The sequence below is a fragment of the Streptomyces sp. NPDC050287 genome, assembly GCF_044459385.1.
Classification (GTDB): domain Bacteria; phylum Actinomycetota; class Actinomycetes; order Streptomycetales; family Streptomycetaceae; genus Streptomyces.
On record NZ_JBITIY010000009.1, the window covers coordinates 68,334 to 87,347 of the forward strand.

9 protein-coding genes and 1 pseudogene are annotated in these 19,014 nt (G+C 70.5%); 2 read left to right on the top strand and 8 right to left on the bottom strand.

Features of this window, described 5'->3' with window-relative positions; genetic code table 11:
• Positions 1–23: 23 nt before the first annotated feature.
• From ACIBK3_RS30075 to ACIBK3_RS30100, 6 genes and pseudogenes are all read right to left on the bottom strand, one after another.
• Positions 24–2,243 carry a glycosyl hydrolase family 95 catalytic domain-containing protein gene (locus ACIBK3_RS30075; protein ID WP_399370558.1) on the bottom strand — a complete coding sequence of 740 codons (2,220 nt, stop codon included), beginning with the start codon at positions 2,241–2,243 and terminating at the stop codon, positions 24–26.
• Positions 2,240–2,464, bottom strand: a pseudogene (locus tag ACIBK3_RS30080) (Beta-galactosidase C-terminal domain); the annotation flags it as partial. The pseudogene ACIBK3_RS30080 and the gene ACIBK3_RS30075, both read right to left, overlap by 4 nt.
• 65 nt (positions 2,465–2,529) lie before the next feature.
• Entirely contained in the window at positions 2,530–4,749 is a 2,220-nt protein-coding gene (locus ACIBK3_RS30085; RefSeq protein ID WP_399370559.1) for a 1,4-beta-glucanase, read from the bottom strand.
• A 225-nt stretch (positions 4,750–4,974) separates the two neighbouring features.
• Positions 4,975–5,910, bottom strand: a complete 936-nt coding sequence (locus ACIBK3_RS30090; RefSeq protein ID WP_399370560.1) for a carbohydrate ABC transporter permease — start codon at positions 5,908–5,910, stop codon at positions 4,975–4,977.
• Positions 5,907–6,941, bottom strand: a complete 1,035-nt coding sequence (locus ACIBK3_RS30095; protein WP_399370561.1) for an ABC transporter permease — start codon at positions 6,939–6,941, stop codon at positions 5,907–5,909. The genes ACIBK3_RS30090 and ACIBK3_RS30095 overlap by 4 nt, the downstream gene beginning before the upstream one ends.
• Positions 6,942–6,968: 27 nt before the next feature.
• Positions 6,969–8,663 carry an extracellular solute-binding protein gene (locus ACIBK3_RS30100; RefSeq protein WP_399370562.1) on the bottom strand — a complete coding sequence of 565 codons (1,695 nt, stop codon included), beginning with the start codon at positions 8,661–8,663 and terminating at the stop codon, positions 6,969–6,971.
• Positions 8,664–9,041: 378 nt separating this feature from the next.
• On the opposite strand from ACIBK3_RS30100, the gene ACIBK3_RS30105 reads away from it, so the two are divergent.
• Positions 9,042–11,879, top strand: a complete 2,838-nt coding sequence (locus ACIBK3_RS30105) for a glycoside hydrolase family 3 C-terminal domain-containing protein (protein ID WP_399370563.1) — start codon at positions 9,042–9,044, stop codon at positions 11,877–11,879.
• A 124-nt stretch (positions 11,880–12,003) separates the two neighbouring features.
• On the opposite strand, the gene ACIBK3_RS30110 is transcribed toward ACIBK3_RS30105, so the two are convergent.
• Both ACIBK3_RS30110 and ACIBK3_RS30115 read right to left on the bottom strand, forming a co-directional pair.
• Positions 12,004–13,464, bottom strand: a complete 1,461-nt coding sequence (locus ACIBK3_RS30110; protein WP_399370564.1) for an aldehyde dehydrogenase family protein — start codon at positions 13,462–13,464, stop codon at positions 12,004–12,006.
• 138 nt (positions 13,465–13,602) lie between these two features.
• Positions 13,603–14,613: a translation initiation factor 2 gene (locus ACIBK3_RS30115; RefSeq protein ID WP_399370565.1), complete on the bottom strand. Its 1,011-nt coding sequence runs from the start codon at positions 14,611–14,613 to the stop codon at positions 13,603–13,605.
• 102 nt (positions 14,614–14,715) lie between these two features.
• Between ACIBK3_RS30115 and ACIBK3_RS30120 the strand changes: the two genes are divergently transcribed.
• Positions 14,716–18,978, top strand: coding sequence for a hypothetical protein (locus ACIBK3_RS30120; RefSeq protein WP_399370566.1), 4,263 nt, complete (start codon positions 14,716–14,718; stop codon positions 18,976–18,978).
• Positions 18,979–19,014: the final 36 nt, after the last annotated feature.

Below are 19,014 nucleotides of genomic sequence, written 5' to 3' on the forward strand. Positions count from 1 at the left end.
GTTTCGTGGGATGTGCGGGCGGATCACCACGCCCTCAGGGTGAGGACGTGGTCTTCTCCGGCGACGAGGTCGAGCGGCTCCGCGCCGGATGAAGTCCTGAGTTCGACCCGGTGCGTGCGGGTGGGGCGCACGACCGCGGTCACTGTGTGCCGGCTCCAGGTGAGGTCGAGCTCCGCCCCGAACCGGGTGCGGATGCCTCGCAGTTCGCCCTCGGGGTACGTCGTCGGCAGCGCGGGGAGCAGGACCAGCCGGTCCGGGGTCGACTGCACGAGCGTCTCGATGACCACGGCGGGCAGGGTGTGCGCGGCGTCCGCGTTGTAGACGTGACGGTTCGGGTAGTGCGCGCTCATCAGCGAGGCGTGGAAGAAGTCGCCCTTGAGGACCTGGCCGAGGGCGTGCGCGACCCGTTCGCCGTCCCGCAGGCGGGCCGCGACCAGGGCGTGGTGGAGGTGTCCGTGCGCCGAGTCGTTCTCCGAGCCGCGGAGTTCGAGAGCGCGGTGAGCGGCGGACGCGAGGTCCGGGGTGTCGTACGGGGTGATCTCCTCCAGCGGCCAGACGCCGTAGAGGTGGCTGAGGTGACGGTGGTCGTAGCTGTCGTCGAGGCCGGGCCGGGCCCACTCGGCGAGGGCACCGTCGGCGTTGACGCGGTGGGGCGGGAGGCGGCCGGCGAGGGCGCGCCAGGCTTGCGCCTTCTCCGGGTGGTACGCGGCGGCGGTGAGCAGGGCGTGCCGGGCCGCCGACAGGTCCATCGCCGCGTTGATCGCGCCCCAACTGGCGTTCGCGGGGCGGTTCTCGGGCGAGTAGGAGGGGACGACGGTGAGATGCCCGTCGGCGTCGGTCCGGGTGAGGAAGTCCTCGTAGAACAGGGCCACCTGGGCGAGGGCGTGGGCGGTGCGCGGGTCGTGGGCACCGCGGGTCTCGTCGTGGTCGGCGAGGGGCTTGAGGAGCCAGTCGGCGCCGGCGGTCCACAAGTGCAGGGGATACTCGCGGCTGAAGTGGTACGCCAGCCCCGACTCGCCGTCGGTGTGGGCGGGCGCGACCACACCGCGGGCGCCGAAGACGGTACGGGCGTTCTCCCGCCAGTCGTCCAGCTGACGGTGGATCAGGGAGGCGAGTGCCTCGGTGACTTCGGGCAGCGCGGCAGCTGCCGCCGAGGCCGTCTGCAGGTTGAGGTTGGCGTCGTTGGTGAAGGCTCCGGCCCACGCGGTGTTCCAGTCGCCGGTCCACAGGCCGACGAGGCGGGGCGGGAGCATTCCGGCGGCGGAGAGCAGGTGGTAGCGGCCGGCGGCGAAGAGGCGCTCCAGGAGGGCGGGGCTGTCAGCGCGGCCGAGCAACTCCGAACCGGAGAGGGCCCGTTCCTTGGGATCGGCGCGGAGGTCGAGGGACACCCGTTCGTACGCCGTGCGGTGGAGGAGGGTGTGGCGGTCCAGGAGACGGGCGTACGGGTCGTCGCCGGTCCCGGCCGGGATGAGGTCGCTGAGGGCGCGGGCCTGGGTGAGGGGGTCCCTGTCGTTGCCGGAGTCCGGGGCGTCGGTGTGGCGCTGGACTCGGGTGAGGAGCAGGACGGACTCGGCGCCGGTGACGCGCAGGCCAGGGGGTGTGAGGGTGGTACGGCCGCCGGTGACCACGACCAGCGTGACCCCGGTGTACGCGCGGTCGCTGCCGGGGTAGCGGACGCGCAGGGTGAGCAGGGCGCCCTCGGGGGTGAGCACGACGCCCTGGCCGACGGCGAGGTCGTGGGGGGCGCCCGGGAGTCGGTGGTCGAGGGAGATGTCCAGGTCGGGGGTGTCGATCTGCTGGACGACGACGTCGTCGGCGCGGGAGACGAAGACCCGGCTGCGCCACCCCGCGCAGTCCGCCGACGCCTCGCCGGTGCCGAAGTCGACGGTACGGCGGTACGCGCGCGGTTCCGCGGCGGTCGGTCTGCGCAGCCGTATCCGGAAGGCGGGGTGGAAGGGCTGGACCCACTGGAGGTGGCGGCCGTCGGTGAAGGTCTCGGCGGCGGTCAGGTCGCCGGCGAGCAACCGGTCCTGGAGCGCTGGGAGTTCGGCGGCCAGTTCGGGTGGGCGGGCGTGTTCGGCGCCGTTGGGGCGGACCAAGGTGTGGTGGGTGACGATGACGCGTTCGTCGTTCGGGTCACCGAACGCAAGGGTGCCGTGCCGGCCGTTGCCGCTCAGAAAGGCGTCCTCCCAGCGGGCGGCGGGCCGTGGCTCCCAGGTGGCGTGGACGGGGCGCGCGGTCATGGCTTCAGCACCGCCACTCCACAGCGGCCGAGCGTGATCTCGTCCGTCACGGTCGCGCCCGTCAGGAGGTCCCGGTGGGCGCCCGGCACCTCGACGGTCATGGATTCGCGCCCACAGTGGAGGAGGAACAGCAGGCCACCGCGGCGGACCGCCTCGACCCGGTCCGGCAGGCCGACGAGCTCCGGGCGGACACCGGTGCCGACGGCGATCCGGGCGTCGCGGATGCGGTACGTGTCCTGGAGCCGGCGGCGGAAGCGACCGCGTCCGGCGCCGCTCAGCGACGGCATCAGACGGGGTCCCCGTACTGGATGCCCCGGCCGTTGGTGGCGAGGTAGACACGGCCGTGGATCCGCGGGTCGCCGGCGATGACCTCGCCGGTCCAGCCCCACTGGTGCCGGTCGTCGTTGATCCGCACCCAGGTCTTCGCCTCGTCGTCGGAGCGGTGGACGGCGGTGCCGGTCCCGGTGGAGCCGACCTGGTAGACGGCGGGGTACCGGGCCCCCTCGGCCGCCTTGCCGAAGCCGAGGGTGTACGAGGCCCAGCAGCTGTCGATCTTCGAGAAGGTCGCCCCGCCGTCGGTGGACCGGTAGAGCCCGTTCTCTTTCGCCGAGAGCCACAGGTCACCGGACCTGCCGGGGGCGGCGGCCACCTTGAACTGGCTGTCACCCGAGGGCAGCCCGGTCGCACGCGCTGTGAACGAGAGGCCACTGTCAGTGCTGGCGTATAGCGTTCCTGTGTCGGTGTCGTACGCGTAGAAGAGCGTCGGGTCGGCCGGGTCGGCGACCGGCGTGGCGCCCTTCGGGAAGGAGGAGATCTCGGTCCAGGTGGCTCCGTTGTCCGCCGAGCGGTGGGCGGGGTACTTCGTGCCGTCCCAGTGCACGAAGGACCACAGCAGCACGCTGCCGTCGGCGTTGGTGGCGATCGGCCCCGGTGCGTCCTTGGCGATGGTGGGCTGTCCCTTGAAGGGCGCCCAGGTCTTCCCGCCGTCGTTCGAGTAAGCACCGTTGCCGTTGTCGCCCCAGCCCGCGCGGACTGCGTACGCCGGTCTGGCCGCGGCCTGCGCGAGTCCCGTCGCCGACCCGAACACGGGGTTCGTGGCCATCCCGCGCGAGGGCGAGGCCGTGAGCCGCTCGTGGTACATCACGCCGATGTCCCCGAGTCCGCTGATCAGGTGCGCCTCCCCGACCGGGGGCGAGATCAGCTGACGCACGGCCGTCTCCTCCAGACCGCGGATCTGCGGGGCCCAGCGCTTCAGGTCCGAGGTGCCGTAGAGGGTGGCGCCGGTGCCGTAGACGACGTGCTTCGAGTCGTACGGGTCGATGCCGACCGCCTGGATCCACCAGCCGAACTTCGGCTTGTCGCCGCCCCACTTGAGGAAAGGAGTCTCGGACACGTCGAAGACAGCGGTGTCCTTGAGGGACGTCCAGGTGCGGCCGCCGTCGGTGGTGCGGAACAGCGTGTCGACCGCCGCCCAGCGGTTGTTGGTGGAGACGACGACGGTGCCGGGGCAGCGGGCGTCGACGGCGACCCCGCCGTAACCGAAGGTGTCGGCCGACCCGTCACTCGTCGTCCCGCCCGGCTTCACCGGCGTGACGTCGGTCCACGTGCCGTCCGTGGTGCGCAGCTTGTGCACACTGCCGTCGGACTGCCCGTTGGGGCCGGGCGCGTCGGCGTACGACACGTACAGCTCGCGGGTGTGTCTGTCGTACGCGGCGCGGATCGGGACCCTGGCGGCGGTTCCGGAGGGCTGACCGGGGACGGCTTCCCAGGTGGTGCCGTCGGTGGTGCGGTACAGGTTCGCCGCGCCGGCGCTCCCGTCGGCGTCGCCCCAGCCGGCGTAGAGGGCGCGGCCGGCGGCGACGAGGAGGGTGACGCCCTGGCCGGTGGCGCTCGGGGTGGCCGGAAACCCGGTCGCCGCCGCCCAACTGGCGCCGCGGTCGGTGGACTTGAGCAGCCCGTCGTGCCGGGTGCCCAGCCACAGGGTGTCACTGTCCCGCGGATCGACGAGCAGCCGCTCCCCCGCACCCCGGCCGTCCTCGTTGGCTCCGAGCTTCACGGTGAGGTCGGTGCGCTTCCAGGTGGCGCCCCGGTCGTCGGAGCGCAGGACGGCGCCGTTGCCGGACGAGGGCTGGGTGTAGGTGCCGAGGGCGAGGTAGAGCCGGTCGGGGTGGGCGGGGTCGACGGCCATGGCCTCCACACCGAGGAGGTTCCAGTCGTCCCAGCCGAGGTGGTCGGTCAACGGGGTCCAGCGGGCCGCGCGGTCGTCCCAGCGGTAGGCACCGCCGATGTCGGTGCGGGCGTAGGCGAGCCCGCGGACGGACGGGTGGAAGAGGACACCGGTGACGAATCCGGTGCCGCCGATCACGGCGGTGCGCCAGCGGTAGGCGGGGGCGGTGGCCTCGGCACCGTACGCACGGCCGCTCTGAGGGACGGGAACGGCGGTGAGCGCGGCAGCGGCCGCGGTCCCGGCAAGAACAGCACGCCGGCTCAGAATGGACGCGCGCATGACACATACCTCGTTCTGTGAAGGGGAGTGGGGAGACCTGCCTAGGGGCGCGGGGCTGTATCAATGTGCGGCTCCGCCGCGATGGGGGTCCCCCCGGGTTCGAGCGAAGCCGAGAACTTGGGGGAGCGACCAGCCACGACGGACCGCAGCCGGAAGACCGCGGAAGCGGACACGGCGTCCGCATCACCGACGACATCCCCGACCGCTCACGCCCCCGCTCGGGCGTCAGCCCTTCACCGCGCCCGTCAGCATGCCCTTCTTGAAGTGCTTCTGCACGAAGGGAGACAGCACGGCGACCGGAAGCAGCGCCATCACCATGACCGCCATCTGGATGGCCAGCCCGGACAACTGCCCGGTCTTGATGGCCTGGCTGAGTCCCACCGGTGCCTCCTGCTTCTGCACCAGCTGGATCATGACGTTCTGCAGCGGCATCTTGTCCTGGTCGTTCAGGTACAGCGACGCGTTGAACCAGGCGCTCCAGTACCCGACGGCGTAGAACAGGGTGATCACCGCGAGGACGGCCCGCGACAGCGGCATGACGATCTGCCACAGGACCCGGAAGTCGCCGGCGCCGTCGATGCGGGCGCTGTCGATGAGTTCCTGCGAGATCCCCATGAAGAAGCCGCGCAGCACCAGGATGTTGAAGACGCTCAGCGCGCTCGGCAGGATCAGCGCGAGATAGCTGTCCGTCAGGCCGAGGGACTGCACCAGCAGATAGGTGGGGATGAGGCCGGCGCTGAAGAACATGGTCGCCAGCAGCGTCATCAGGATCCAGCGGTGGGCGAGGGATCCGCTGCGGGACAGGCCGTAGGCGCACAGGACGGACACCGTCATCGAGAACAGCGTGCCGACCAGGGTGACGAGGACGCTGACGAGCGTGGCGCGGGTGACCTGGCCACCGCTGAGCAGCTCCCGGTAGGCGATGAAGGTGATGCCCTTGGGCACCATCACCAGGCCGCCCGCCTCGTCGATGGTCTTCCGTGAGGAGAGGCTGGTGACGATCACGATCCACAGCGGGAAGAGAACCGCCAGGCAGGCGAACGTCAGGGCGATGCCCTTGCCCGCGAGGCCGGCCTTCGAGGGCTCTTCCTCCCACGCCGGGCGGTCAGGCGCGGCCCACGGGCGCGGCGTGCTCGCCGGCTTGTCGATGACGGTGGTCACTTCTTGTACACCCCCTGCTCGCCCATGAGATGGGCCGCTTTGTTCGCGGCGAGGACCAGGCCGATGCTGACCACGCCCTTGATGAGACCGGCGGCGGCCGCGTAGCCGAAGTCCTGGTTGCGCACGCCGTTCCACCACACGAAGGTGTCGAGGACCTCCCCCGCGCCGGTTCCGACGCCGTCGCGTTGCAGCAGGATCTGTTCGAACCCGACGGTCAGGGCGTCGCCGACACGCAGCACGAGGAGGAGGGCGATCACCGGACGCAGGGCGGGCAGCGTCACGTGCCACATGCGGCGCCAGCGCCCGGCTCCGTCCATCGCGGCGGCCTCGTACAGGTCCGGGGAGACCGAGGCCAGCGCGGCGAGGAAGACGATGATCCCCCACCCGGCGTCCTTCCACACGCTCTGCGCGGTGATCAGGAACGGGAAGGTGTTCGGGTCGGTCATGATGTTCAGGCCGTCGTACCCGTGCTGCCGCAGCAGTTGGGAGAGCATGCCCGCGCCGCCGAACATCTGCTGGAAGACGGCGATGACCAGGACCCAGGAGAAGAAGTGCGGCAGGTAGAGCACGGCCTGCGCGACGGCCCGCACCCGGGGCCGCACCACGCTGTTGATGAGCAGCGCCAGCAGGATCGGGATCGGGAAGAAGAGCACCAGCTGCACGAAGAACAGCACCAGGGTGTTCTGGACGGCGTTCCAGAAGGCGGAGTCCTCGAAGATCCGCTGGAAGTTGTCCAGGCCCACGAAGGGGCTGTGCAGCATGGAGACGATGCCGTTGTCGCTGACGTAGGGGTCGTAGTCCTGGAAGGCGACGACGTTGCCGAGGATCGGCAGGTAGTTGAAGACCAGGACCAGCACGACGGCCGGCAGTGTCATGAGGATCAGGGTGCGGTCCCGTTTGAACCTGAGCCGCAGGCTCAGATTGCCCGAGCCTTGTTTCTCCCGGGAACGGGTGGCGCCACCGGACACCACCGGTTCCTTCACCGGCGTGCTGGCCTCGGCGCTGCTCCGAGGCACCGTGCTGTGGGACACGGTTGTTCTCCTTGCCTCAGAGCCCGGTCAGCTCGCCGCCGTGCCGTTCTCGTCGAGAAGCTTCTTGTACCAGTCGCGCAGCTTGTCGCCGCCCTTGCTCTTCCAGTCGGAGACGGCCTGCTGCATGTCGCTGATCTTCTTGTGCCCGCGGATGATGTCGTCCTCGAGCTGCTCGAAGTCGTTGGCGAGGTTGGTGTACCGGGAGGGCTCGGTGATCTGCAGGCCCCAGAAGGACGACTTCTTGGTGAAGGCGCCCATCCGCTGCTCCCACTCGACCATGGCCTTGGTGTAGTCCGGGAGGTCGGGGTGGGCGGTGGTCGCGGCCGGGCTCGCCACCATGACGTAGGCGTTGAGAACCTCGTTGTTGCCCTTGTCGTTCTTGACGGGGACGCCGTCCTTGAGGGTGTAGTGCGTTCCCTCGACGCCGTAGTTGGTCATCATCCATTCCTTGGTGCCGTACGGCGCCGCGGTGACGTTGGCGACCGCCAGCACGTCGCGGATGACGGACTCGGAGGCCTTCTTGCTCACGAAGGCGAAGATGCCGGCCGGGTTCTGGGCGTACAGCGTCGGGTCACCGCCGTCATGACCCCAGACGTCCATGCCCCAGACCTTGAAGCCGGGGTTCTGGGTGGCCTGGGAGGCCTGCTGGCCGTACCAGTTGACGATGTTGTTCTCCCAGATCAGGAACTCTCCGGCGGCGAACTTGGGGGCGGGGTCGGAGGCCTGGCTCTTGCCCAGCTTGAAGTCGGGGTGCACGACCCCGGCGGCGAACAGCTTGCGCGTCCACTCGATGGCTTCCAGGTACTGCGGGGTCTCGATGCGGTTGACCAGCTTGCCGTCCTCCAGGTTCCACCAGAGCGGCTTCTCCCCGCCCCCGAGCACCCCGAAGGTGTTGAACGCGGTCCACTTCATGTCACCGCAGGCCCACCGCTTGGCCCGGGCGTTGGTGATCTCCTTGCACAGGGCCAGGAACTCGTCGGCGGAGCGCGGGACTTCGTAGCCCTCCTTGTCGAAGATGTCCTGGCGGTAGAGGGGCACGATGTTCTGGACGGACGGGGCGGGCATCGGCAGGCCCATCAGCTTGCCGCCGAAGATGGAACGCTGCCAGGCGTCGCTCGGGATCGCCGCGAGGTTCGGGTACTCCTTGACCTTGTCGCCGGACAGGTACGGGCCGAGGTCGGCCATCTTGCCGACGATGGCGCTGGGTATCTTGCCCATCATGTTCCAGCCCGGGATGACCACCACGTCCGGGACGTCGCTGGAGGCGAGGACCGCGCCGAGCTTCTGGTCGTAGGTGTTGCCGTCCTGGTTCTGCCACTGGACGTCGACACCGATCAGGGCGTTCATCGACGTGTAGTAGGGGTTGTTGCCCTTGGGCGGCGAGCCCCAGAACGGCGACATGATGGTGACCTTGCCGCCGCTGCCGAGCTTCTTCGACACCGACGTCTTGAGTGTGTCGATGTCGAGTTTGGCGGTGAAGCCCATCGACGACCCGTTCTTGGACGGGATGTCCGGCTTCACCACGTTGCTCGCGACGAAGGCCGGCAGGATCTTCTTCGCGTCCTTGCCCGACGTGGTTCCCTCACGCGACTTGCTGTCCGAACCGCCGCAGGCGGCAAGCAGCGGCATCCCTCCCGCCACCGCGGCGGTGGCGACCGCCGTCGAGGCGAGGAAGCTTCTCCGGCTGGGCCCGGAGGAGGCGGAAGCGGCGTTCGGCGTCATTGCGTCAACCCTTCATGGCGCACCAGGACACCCGGCGGTGGGCCGTCGGCTGCGGTGTCTTCAGTGGAACTGGCTGAGCTGAAGCGGTTCTCGGATCCCCGGAGGGCCGCACACCTACCGGCGGCGATTCCTCGTCGTCGAAGTAGTCGAAGCGCTTCGATGTTGCTGCGAGGTTAAGTGAACACCCAGGGGTGCACAAGGGTCGCTTCCAAGATTCCTCGATGGTATTGGGCAAACAACCGAGCCTTTACGCGGCTTGGAATGTCGGCGGGGAGTCGGAGTTGTTGCCCCGCGGTGTCTTGACACCCACCCTCGGGTCGAATGAGCATCGAAGCGCTTCGAAAGCGCTTCGTCGCTCCATCGCAAGGGGAACCCCACGTGACCGCTCACACGCCGCCTACGCCGCCTTTCCGCGATCCGCACCTGCCGTTCGCGAAGCGCATCGACGACCTGCTGTCGCGGCTGACCCTCGACGAGAAGACCGCCTTCCTGCACCAGTTCGCACCCGCGGTCGAGCGGCTCGGCATCGCCGCTTTCCGCACCGGCCAGGAGGCGCTCCACGGCGTCGCGTGGATGGGCCCGGCGACGGTGTTCCCGCAGGCCGTGGGCCTCGGCGCGACCTGGAACACCGATCTGGTACGCCGGGTCGGCGAGGCCGTGTCCAAGGAGACCCGCGCGATGCGCGCCCGTGACGACCGCGTCGGCCTCAACGTCTGGTCGCCGACGGTGAACCTGCTGCGGCACCCGCTGTGGGGCCGTAACGAGGAGGGCTACTCGGAGGACCCGAAGCTCACCTCGGCCATCGCCACCGCGTACACCCGCGGCCTGCGCGGAGACCACCCGACGTACTGGCGCACCGCTCCCGTCCTCAAGCACTGGCTCGCCCACAACAACGAGACGAACCGGGACACCTCGTCGAGTTCCGTCCGGCCGCGCGTGCTGCGCGAGTACGACCTGCGGGCCTTCCGCGAGACGGTCGAGGCGGGTGCGACAGTCGGGGTGATGCCGGCGTACAACCTGGTCAACGGCCGCCCGAACCACGTCTCGCCGTACCTGCGCGAGCAGTTGCGCGCCTGGACCGACGAGGACCTGCTGGTCTGCTCGGACGCGGGTGCGCCCAGCAACCTGGTCGACTCGGAGCACTACTTCGACACCCACGAGGAGGCCACCGCGGCCGCGCTGCTGGCCGGTGTCGACAGCTTCACCGACCACGGCACGGACGGTTCGCAGATCGGCCGGCGAGTCCGGGGCGCCCTGGAACAGGGGCTGCTGACCGAGGCCGACATCGACACGGCTGTCCGCCGTCAGCTCTCGGTCCGCTTCCGGCTCGGCGAGTTCGATCCGCACCACGACCCGTACGCGGAGACGGACGACTTCGACACCCCGGCGCACCGCGCGCTCGCCCAGGAGGCCGCCGAGCAGGCGATCGTGCTGCTCAAGAACGACGGTGTGCTGCCGCTGGCCCCCGACTCCCGGATCGCGGTGGTCGGTCTGCTCGCCGACGAGTGCAAGCTCGACTGGTACAGCGGCACGCTCATCCACCGCTCCACCCCGCTGGAGGGCCTGTACGAGCGGTTCGGCGCCGAGCGCGTGGAGTTCGCGGAGGGGGTCGACCGGGTCCGGCTGAGGACGTCGGCCGGAACCTTCCTGCACGTTCCCCCGGCCGACGCGACCGACGAGGTGCGCGGTGCCGAGGGCGCGCTCGACCCGGCGCTGCTCGCAGGCCGTACGGACCTGCCCCCGCTCACCACCGACCCGGCCGGCAGCGAACTCGCGCTCGGCGACTGGGGCGAGGGCCTGCTGACGCTGCGCGCACCCGACGGCCGCTACCTCTCGGTCGCCGACGACGGATATGTCCGCGCCTCCGCCGACCAGCCCGGAGGCTGGATCGTCCAGGAGACGTTCCGTCTGGAACCGCACGGGAACGGACACCTCCTCAGGCACGTCGGTACGGGTCGCCACATCTCTGTGTCCGCCGAAGGAGTAAAGGTTGCCGACGAGAATCCGGAAACGTTCGAGCTGATCATCGTCGAACGCGGTGAGGACGCGGTGGCCCGGGTCGCCGCGGGGGCGGACGTGGTCCTGGTGGTGGCGGGCAACGACCCGCACATCAACGGCCGCGAGACCGAGGACCGTACGACCCTGCGGCTGCCCGCCCACCAGGAACGCCTGCTGCGCGCGGCCCGCGCGAGCAACCCGAACACGGTGCTGGCGCTGACCTCGGCCTACCCGTACGCCGTCGACACCAACTCCCTGGCGGCGGCGCTGTGGACGGCGCACGGCGGCCAGGCGGCCGGCACCGCCCTCGCCCGGGTGCTGGCCGGCGACGTCTCCCCCGCGGGCCGCCTCCCGCAGACCTGGTACGCCGACGACGCCGACCTGCCCGGCCTCCTCGACTACGACGTGATCGGCAGCCGCCAGACCTACCTCTACTTCGAGGGAACACCGCTGTTCCCGTTCGGCCACGGCCTGTCGTACGCGTCCTTCTCGTACGGTGACCTGGCGACCCGGGTCACCGACGGCACCCTCCGCGTCTCCTTCACGATCACGAACACCGGTGACGTGACGGCCGACGAGGTCGCCCAGCTCTACACCCGCGCCGTGGACCCGACGGTCCCGCGCCCGCGCCGCGAACTGCTCGCGCACCGCAGGGTGACGCTCGCGCCGGGCGAGCGGACGCAGACGGTCTTCGACCTTCCCTTGTCCGCCCTGGAGTTCTGGGACGTGGCCAGGGACGGGTGGCGTCTGGAGCCGGGGCCGTACGATGTCCTGGTCGGCGCCTCCAGCGAGGACATCCGCCTGCGTACGACCGTGCGGCTCGATGGCGAGCCGGCCGCGCCGCGCCCCGTGCTGGAACGGGGCCTGGAGGCGGCCGGCTTCGACGAGCAGAGCGGTGCCGAGATCGTCGACCGGACGAAGACGTCGGGCGACGCGGTGACCGCGGCGACCGGTCTCACCGGTGAACTGCTCTACCGGAACTGCGACTTCGGCGTCTCGGTGACCGAGGTGAGCGTGTCGGTGGCGGGCGAGGGCACGGTGGAGATCTCCCTCGACGGCGGCCCGGTACTGGCCGCGCTGACGGTGGAGGCGCCCGGGACCGGCGGCCCCTACGACTACACCACGCTCGGCGCCGAGTTGGCCGCCGAGGGCGTGCACGACGTGCGCATAGGACTGCGCGGCCCACTGCGGCTGGCGCGCGTCGGCTTCTCCGGTTGAGGGTCCGCAGAAGCCGACTTGAAGAAGAGGCCCGGCACCGGAAGGCATCGGTGCCGGGCCTCTTCGGGAACCTTATATGAAAACGGTTCCCATTAGCCAGGGGTGGGTGTTCGACGTACTGGGCTCAGAGGGCGAGGCCGGTCAGGACCAGCACGCGCTCGTACGTGTAGTCGTCCATCGCGAACTTCACGCCCTCGCGGCCCACACCGGACTGCTTGACGCCGCCGTACGGCATCTGGTCGGCGCGGTAGGAGGGCACGTCGCCGATGACGACACCGCCGACCTCCAGGGCGCGGTGGGCACGGAAGGCCACCTGGAGGTCGTGGGTGAACACGCCTGCCTGAAGGCCGTACTTGGAGTCGTTGACCGCGGCGAATGCCTCGGCCTCCCCGTCCGCCTTGCGCACGGTGAGAACGGGCCCGAAGACCTCCTCGCAGGAGATCATGGTGTCGGCCGGTACGTCGGTGAGGACGGTCGGCGCGTAGGAGGCGCCGTCGCGCTTGCCGCCGGTGAGCAGCTGGGCGCCGGCCTCGACGGCCTCCTGCACCCACGCCTCGACCCGCTTGGCGGCGTCCTCGCTGACCAGCGGGCCGACGTCGGTCGCGTCGTCGCCCGGGTCACCGGTGACCTGAGCCTGAACGGCGGCGACGATGCGCGGCAGGAGCCGGTCGTACACGGAGGCGTCGGCGATGACCCGCTGCACGGAGATGCAGGACTGGCCGCCCTGATAGTTGGAGAAGGTGGCGATGCGGGTGGCGGCCCAGTCGAGGTCGCTGTCGGAGGCGTAGTCGCCGAGGACGACGGCGGCTCCATTGCCGCCCAGCTCCAGCGTGCAGTGCTTGCGCGGCACCGAGTCCATGATCGCGTAGCCGACCTTCTCGGAACCGGTGAAGGAGATGACCGGCAGCCGCTCGTCCTGGACCAGGGCGGCCATCCGGTCGTTCGGGACGGGGAGGATGCTCCAGGAACCGGCCGGAAGGTCGGTCTCCGCGAGCAGTTCACCGATGACGAGGCCGGAGAGCGGCGTGGCGGGCGCCGGCTTCAGGATGATCGGCGCGCCTGCCGCGATCGCCGGGGCGATCTTGTGCGCGCACAGGTTCAGCGGGAAGTTGAAGGGCGCGATGCCGAGGACGACGCCCTTCGGGAAGCGGCGGGTGAGGGCGAGACGGCCCTGGCCGCCGGCGTCGGTGTCGAGCCGCTGGGCCTCACCGCCGTTGAACCTGCGGGCCTCCTCGGCGGCGAACCGGAACACGGAGACGGCCCGGCCGACCTCGCCCCGGGCCCACTTGACCGGCTTGCCGTTCTCGGCGGAGATCAGCCGCGCGATCTCCTCGGTGCGTTCGACGAGGCGCCTGCTGACGTGGTCGAGGGCGGCGGCGCGGACGTGGGCCGGGGTGGCGGCGAAGTCCTCGCGGACGGCGTACGCGGCGGCCACGGCCTCCTCGATCTGGGCGTCGGTCGGCAGGGCGACCTTGCCGACGAGGCCGCCGTCCCAGGGGGAGGTCACGTCGAAGGTGTCCTCGCCGGTGACCTGGCGGCCGGCGAGCCAGAAGGCGTGGGTGGCTGCCGTCTCTTCCTTTGGCATGTGCGGTGTCCGGCCCTTCCGAGATCGAGGAAGCTTGCCTGACCCACGGTAGAGCCGGACGACTGCCAGGATGCTTGTCCGAACCGTACTACTCACACGGGCAGGGACACCGGACCGGCCAAATCCGCCAGGTGGCACTCACTCCGGCGCGGCGGCGAGTGCGTCCACGGCACGGTCGATGGCCTTCTCCACCGCGAGCCGCCCCTTGCCCGCGTCCTCGAGCCGTTTCGTCATGAGACGGACCAGCGCGTGCTGGAACAGGGCCGGACCGCAGGCCGTCCACTGGTCTCTGACCTGAGGGCTCAGCATGAAGCCCAGCACCTCGTCGGGCTCGGCCGGGACGAAGCGGAACTCGCTGTGTTCCCATTTGTCGTCGACGCCCCGGCTCCACCGGTCGCGGAGCTTCTCCTCGCTGAGGTCCGGCAGCACAGCCAGGAAGAACGCGGCCCACTGGTGCAGCTTGGTGTCCATGGCGAAGGAGAGCAGTTCCAGCTCGCAGGCATCGCCCTCGTGGACGGCCAGTTCCTCCCGCAGGGCACGGCGCGCGGCCCCGAAGAGGTCGGGGACCCCGTCCTTGAGATCGTGCTCTCCGGACAGCCCCTCGTTCGCCGAAGAGTTCCACTGGCCGGGGTTGCCGCCGACGGTCGCGCTGCGCCGGGAGAACAGCATCTTCTGGTCACGACCGGTCACGACGGCCACGTTGGCACCAAAGCTGGCGGAGACGAAGCCGTTGACGACGACCGGATCCTTGCCGTCGAGGTAGTGCTCCCGCAGTGTCAGTCCCGCGCCCTCTCCCTCTTCGAGCGGCCGGTCCAGTTGCTGGGAGGCGAGGAAGGTGAAGTAGTCGGTCGGCGAGAACCTGATCTCCACGATCGGGTCCTCACGCTCGTCGCTGCGGGTGACCGCCACCGTCTCCACCGCGAAGCGCGGATGGTTCCAGCGCCGGTCGCGGCCCGCCACGGCGCGGGTGCGCTGCTCGTCCTCGATCTCCTGCCGCCAGCGCCGCACGTCCTCCGGCACGTACACGGGCTCGTCGGCCTCGTAGTAGACCCTGAGGTTCCGCTCGGTGATGGGCCGGGTGCCGTCCCCTTCGTAGACGTAGCACGTCGTACGCAGTGGCCCGATACGAAAGTGCTCACGATCGCTCAAGGATGCCCCGATTCTTCAATCCGCTTCTGTTGCATGACAGTTGCACACCGCTACGACGAGCGGCAACATGATCCCCCACGTACGGAGGAGGGGCAGGGGGGTATGGCCGGGGACCATGGCGAGGCCCTTGCGGTGTGCCTGGACACCTATGACCATTACCGGCACTACAACCTGCCCGGCGCCGGCGACCACGCCGAGGAGTTCAGATCCCTGGCCCGCCGGCTGGGCTTCACCGCCGACGCCCCGCCCCTCACGGGCACCGAGCACGAGGTCTTTCAGGGGCTGCGCCGCTTCCTTGCCTCGCCCGCCAGACGGAAGATCCTCTACTGGATCGGCCACGGACTCAAGGACGGGACGGACATCGCGATCCTGCCCTGCCGGGACTTCACCCCGGACGGGGACGACGGCTATCTGGCCGCCGACAAACTCGCCAAGCTGCTGCGCCGCGCGGTCGGCGACATCCTGGTGATCGTCGACACCTGCCATGCCTCCCACGTCGCACGCGACCTCCACATGGGTTTCTTCAAGCGTGAGGACGACTACCACGGCCCGCAGCCGGCGGCCAACGGGTCACCCGACTTTCGTGGAGTGGGCGTCCTCGGCACGGTGCACGGCAATCAACCGGCGCAGCTCGGCGCCTGGCTGAACGCCTTCCGCACCGTCTGCGACGATCCGCGCTTCGAGTTCCGCGAGCGGCTGCTGTGGACCCCGTATGCCCAGGCCCTGCACGCGTCCGAGGTCCTCGAGGCCGTCAGCAGCGTCCTCGCCGACGAATGCGTGTACCCGCAGGTCCACGGCGGCAGCCGGCTCCTGGGACTGTTCGTCAATCCGTACTACGACGCGCTGGCCCGGCCGCTGTCCACGGCCGCGCCGTCCCGTCGGCAGGAACTGCTCGACGCCCACGTGCAGGCACTGCTCAAGAGCCGCTTCACCGGGCTGCTCCTGGAGGACGACACCGCCTTCTTCACCGGAAGGCGGCACTACCTCGACCGTCTCGTCGACTGGATCGGTTCACCGGACCGCAACGGCGCACTGATCGTCACCGGGGGCCCGGGCAGCGGCAAATCTGCCCTGCTCGCACAGCTGGCCCTGATGACCATCGCCGACACGCCGCAGTTCGACAGTCTTTCGCCCGCGCGCCAAGGGGCTCTGCTCAGCGCCATCGACGCAGGTATCCAGTGCCGCGGCCGCAGCGCCCTGGAATGCGCGCGAGAGCTGGCCGAGGGCCTGCAACTCGACGAGCCGGAGGACGGCTGGCCGGATCTGCGGGCGGTGATGGACGCCCTGCTGGACAAGTGCCGCGCAGCCGCGTCGACGACCTTTCTGGCCGACGGACTCGACGAGGCGGACCAGGCACAGCTGGACTCGCTCATCGCCGACGTGCTGGTCCCGCTTTCCCACGAGCCGAACGTCCGTGTCGTGATCGGCAGCAGGCCCCTCGCCTCCGGCGGTGCCACCGCGCTCCTGGACGGCGCCCTCACCCTCGACCTCGACAAGGCCCCGGACCGGGACGACGACATCGCGGGCTATGTACGCGCCCGCCTCGGCGGCCCGACAAGTCCGTACCGCGCTGACGAGGAGACGCTCGCGGCCGTATGCCAGGCCCTCGTCCGGCAGAGCCAGGGCACCTTCCTGGTGACGAAGCTGCACTGCTCCGCCCTGCTGCGGCTGAACAAAGCGGTGGGCCCCGAGGAAGAGGAGTTCCGGCACACGCTGGCCTCGGGTCTGGAAGAGGCCCTGGACCACGAGATCCGAGCGCTGGACAGCGCCGCGCCAGGCGGGAGTCCCGCTGCCGGCTGGGCCCTCGGGCTGCTGCTCCCGCTCGCGCTGTCCTTCGGAGCCGGTCTGCCCGAGGACGACGGCATCTGGCTCGAGGCGGCGCGGGCACTGGCCGTGGCCCGAGGGGACAGCCTCGGCTACGAGGCCCACGACGTCATCGCGATCCGGAGAGCCGCCGGCGCGCACATCGTGGCGCACGGTGAAGGGGGCCAGCCGGTGTTCCGGCTGAACCACGAAGCTCTCGCCAGTCACGTGGTGCGCGCCTCGGGCCTCTCGGATCGCAGTGCCCACGACACGATGGCCGGGGTGCTCCGCCGGATCCACGACACGCTGTACCGGGGACGAGGTGCCACCAACGCCTACATCGCGCGGTACACCGCAGCGCACGCCGCCCGGGCCGACCGCCTGGCCGATCTCCTGGAGGACGCCGACCTGCTCGTCCGGCTGGATCCCGAGCGGCTCGTGGCGCAGCTCGACCAGCCCGATGCGGCGGCTTCGGCCAAGGCACAGCTGTACCGGACAGTCGCCGAGGATCTGGTCCGCAGGCCGCCGGACGAACGCGCCGCCCTGCTGCAGGCGGAAGCCCTGCGGCAGCAGCCGGATCTGCGGGAATGGGCTCGTTCGGCGGCGCGGCTGCACTGGGAGGACAGGTGGACCACGGCCGAGCGTTCCGCCCCCGAGCGCAGCCTCGCGCTGCCCTTCGGGGACGTCCTCATGGTGTCCGCGAGCCCGGACGGCGCACTCTACGCCGCAGGGGAACGCTTGTGGCGCTGGAACGGAACCGGTGGTCGGCCCGACCTCGTGCGGGGATACGTACCGGCTGCGGCCGACGGAGCGCCGTTGCGGCTGACGGCACTGGCCACTCCTGGGCGGGTCTGCGGGATCGAAGCCGTCGCGGCGGACGCCGAACGGGTGCTGATCTGGTCGCGGAGTGAGCCCGGACGCGTCCACGTGCTCGGCTGGGGGGCGCCCGTCTGTGCCGTCGCGGTGGGTGTCGCGGACGGCCAGGAGTTCGTCGCGGCTGCTTCCGGAACCCATGCGGGCGTCTGGGACTGGCAGGAGAAACGCCCCCGGCACCGCGGGTTCTGGAAGAGCGGTGTGGGCGACGTACTCGCCACCGCCATCACCACTGTGGGGAGTTCGCCCTGCGTGCTGGCCGGCGGGGAACGGGGAGTGGCCGTCCTGGACGTCAGGACCGGCATGTGCCGCGGCCGGTTCGGCGCCGAGGCCGGACGGGTCGAGTGCCTCAGCGTCACCACGGTGGGCGGCAGTCCATGGGTGGCCGCGGTTACCACGTCGAGCCCGCAGCTGCGCGTGTGGCGCCTTGAGGGCACCGAGGAGGTACGGTCCGAGCTCATGCTCAGCGCTCGTCTGCGGCACCCTTCGGGAGCGACCGTCGCCCTGACCGACTCCGAGGCACCCGTGCTGGTCGCGGTGGACGGCGGGCGGATCCGCCAGTGGTCCGTCACCACACGGCATGAGTTCGCCCCTCTGACCGGACACCGGTCGCGGCCGACCTCAGTCACCCTGCTGCGTGACGAGACCCGTCGGGTGGCCGTTGCCGACGGACGCCGGGTACGTCTGTGGGAGCACGGGCCGGCAGCGAATGCCGCGTCCCCCGCACGGCGTGAGGGGCTTCCCGCGGCGGGAATGGAGCATGCCGCAGCCCTCGTGTGTACCGCTTCCGGCGACGGTGCTGTCGCGCTCGGCGCCGGGAGCGCCGTGCGCGTGTGGAATCTGCCCGGACACGTCGTCCACGACAAGTCGGAGCTCGCCGCCTACCGGTCCCTGGACCTGCGCACCGGTCTTTCGGGCGAGTTGTGGCTGGCGGTCGGAGGGCGGAGCGCCGCGCACGGGCCGACCGTCGTGGTCACCCGGCTCGACGACGGCTGGGCGACCACGCTTCCGGTCGCCCCGGGTGAGGACGGCACGGTGGGGGCCGTGGCGCTGGCCACCAGGGGGACCGTGCGGGTCTTCGCCGCCGACGACCGCTATGTCCGGCGCTGGGACGTGCGGTCCTCCGCGTCCCTGCCGCGCCTGCACGTGCCCAACGACATGGTCCGCAACCTCGCTTTCGTCGAGTCGCCCGTGGGCCGCCCCTTCCTGCTCGCCGGTGCCGGCGACACCGTTTGGATGTGGGACGGGGAAGAGCCCGGCACTCCGGTACCCCTGAAGCCGCCGGACCGGTCACCCGTCCGGGCCCTTGCCGGCACTCATGACGACGAGGGACGCCGTCATGTCGCCGTGGCGACCGACACGGGCGTCTTCGTCGCACGGTTGGCGGAGCGGGAAGTTCCGCAGGACGCCGTGGAACTCCGCCCGCTCAGTACGGCGGTGACAGCGGTGCGGTCCCTGGTGTGCCGCTGTCTGCCGGGCAACCGCGTTCTTGTCGTGGCCGCCGACGGCTCCCGTGCACTGCGCGTGTGGGACCTGAACGAGGAGCGGGGCGCGCCGAGCATCCCGGATCGGGGCTTCGAGGTCTTCGGGGTGACGGCGCAGGCCGCACCGGACGGCTCCGGGCTCGTCGTGGCGTCGGTGGGTCTGGAACGCATGGACGTCCTGACGGTGTTTCCACCCGGCGCGTGACCGGCAGCACTCAGCACAGCGAACGTGACGAGATGA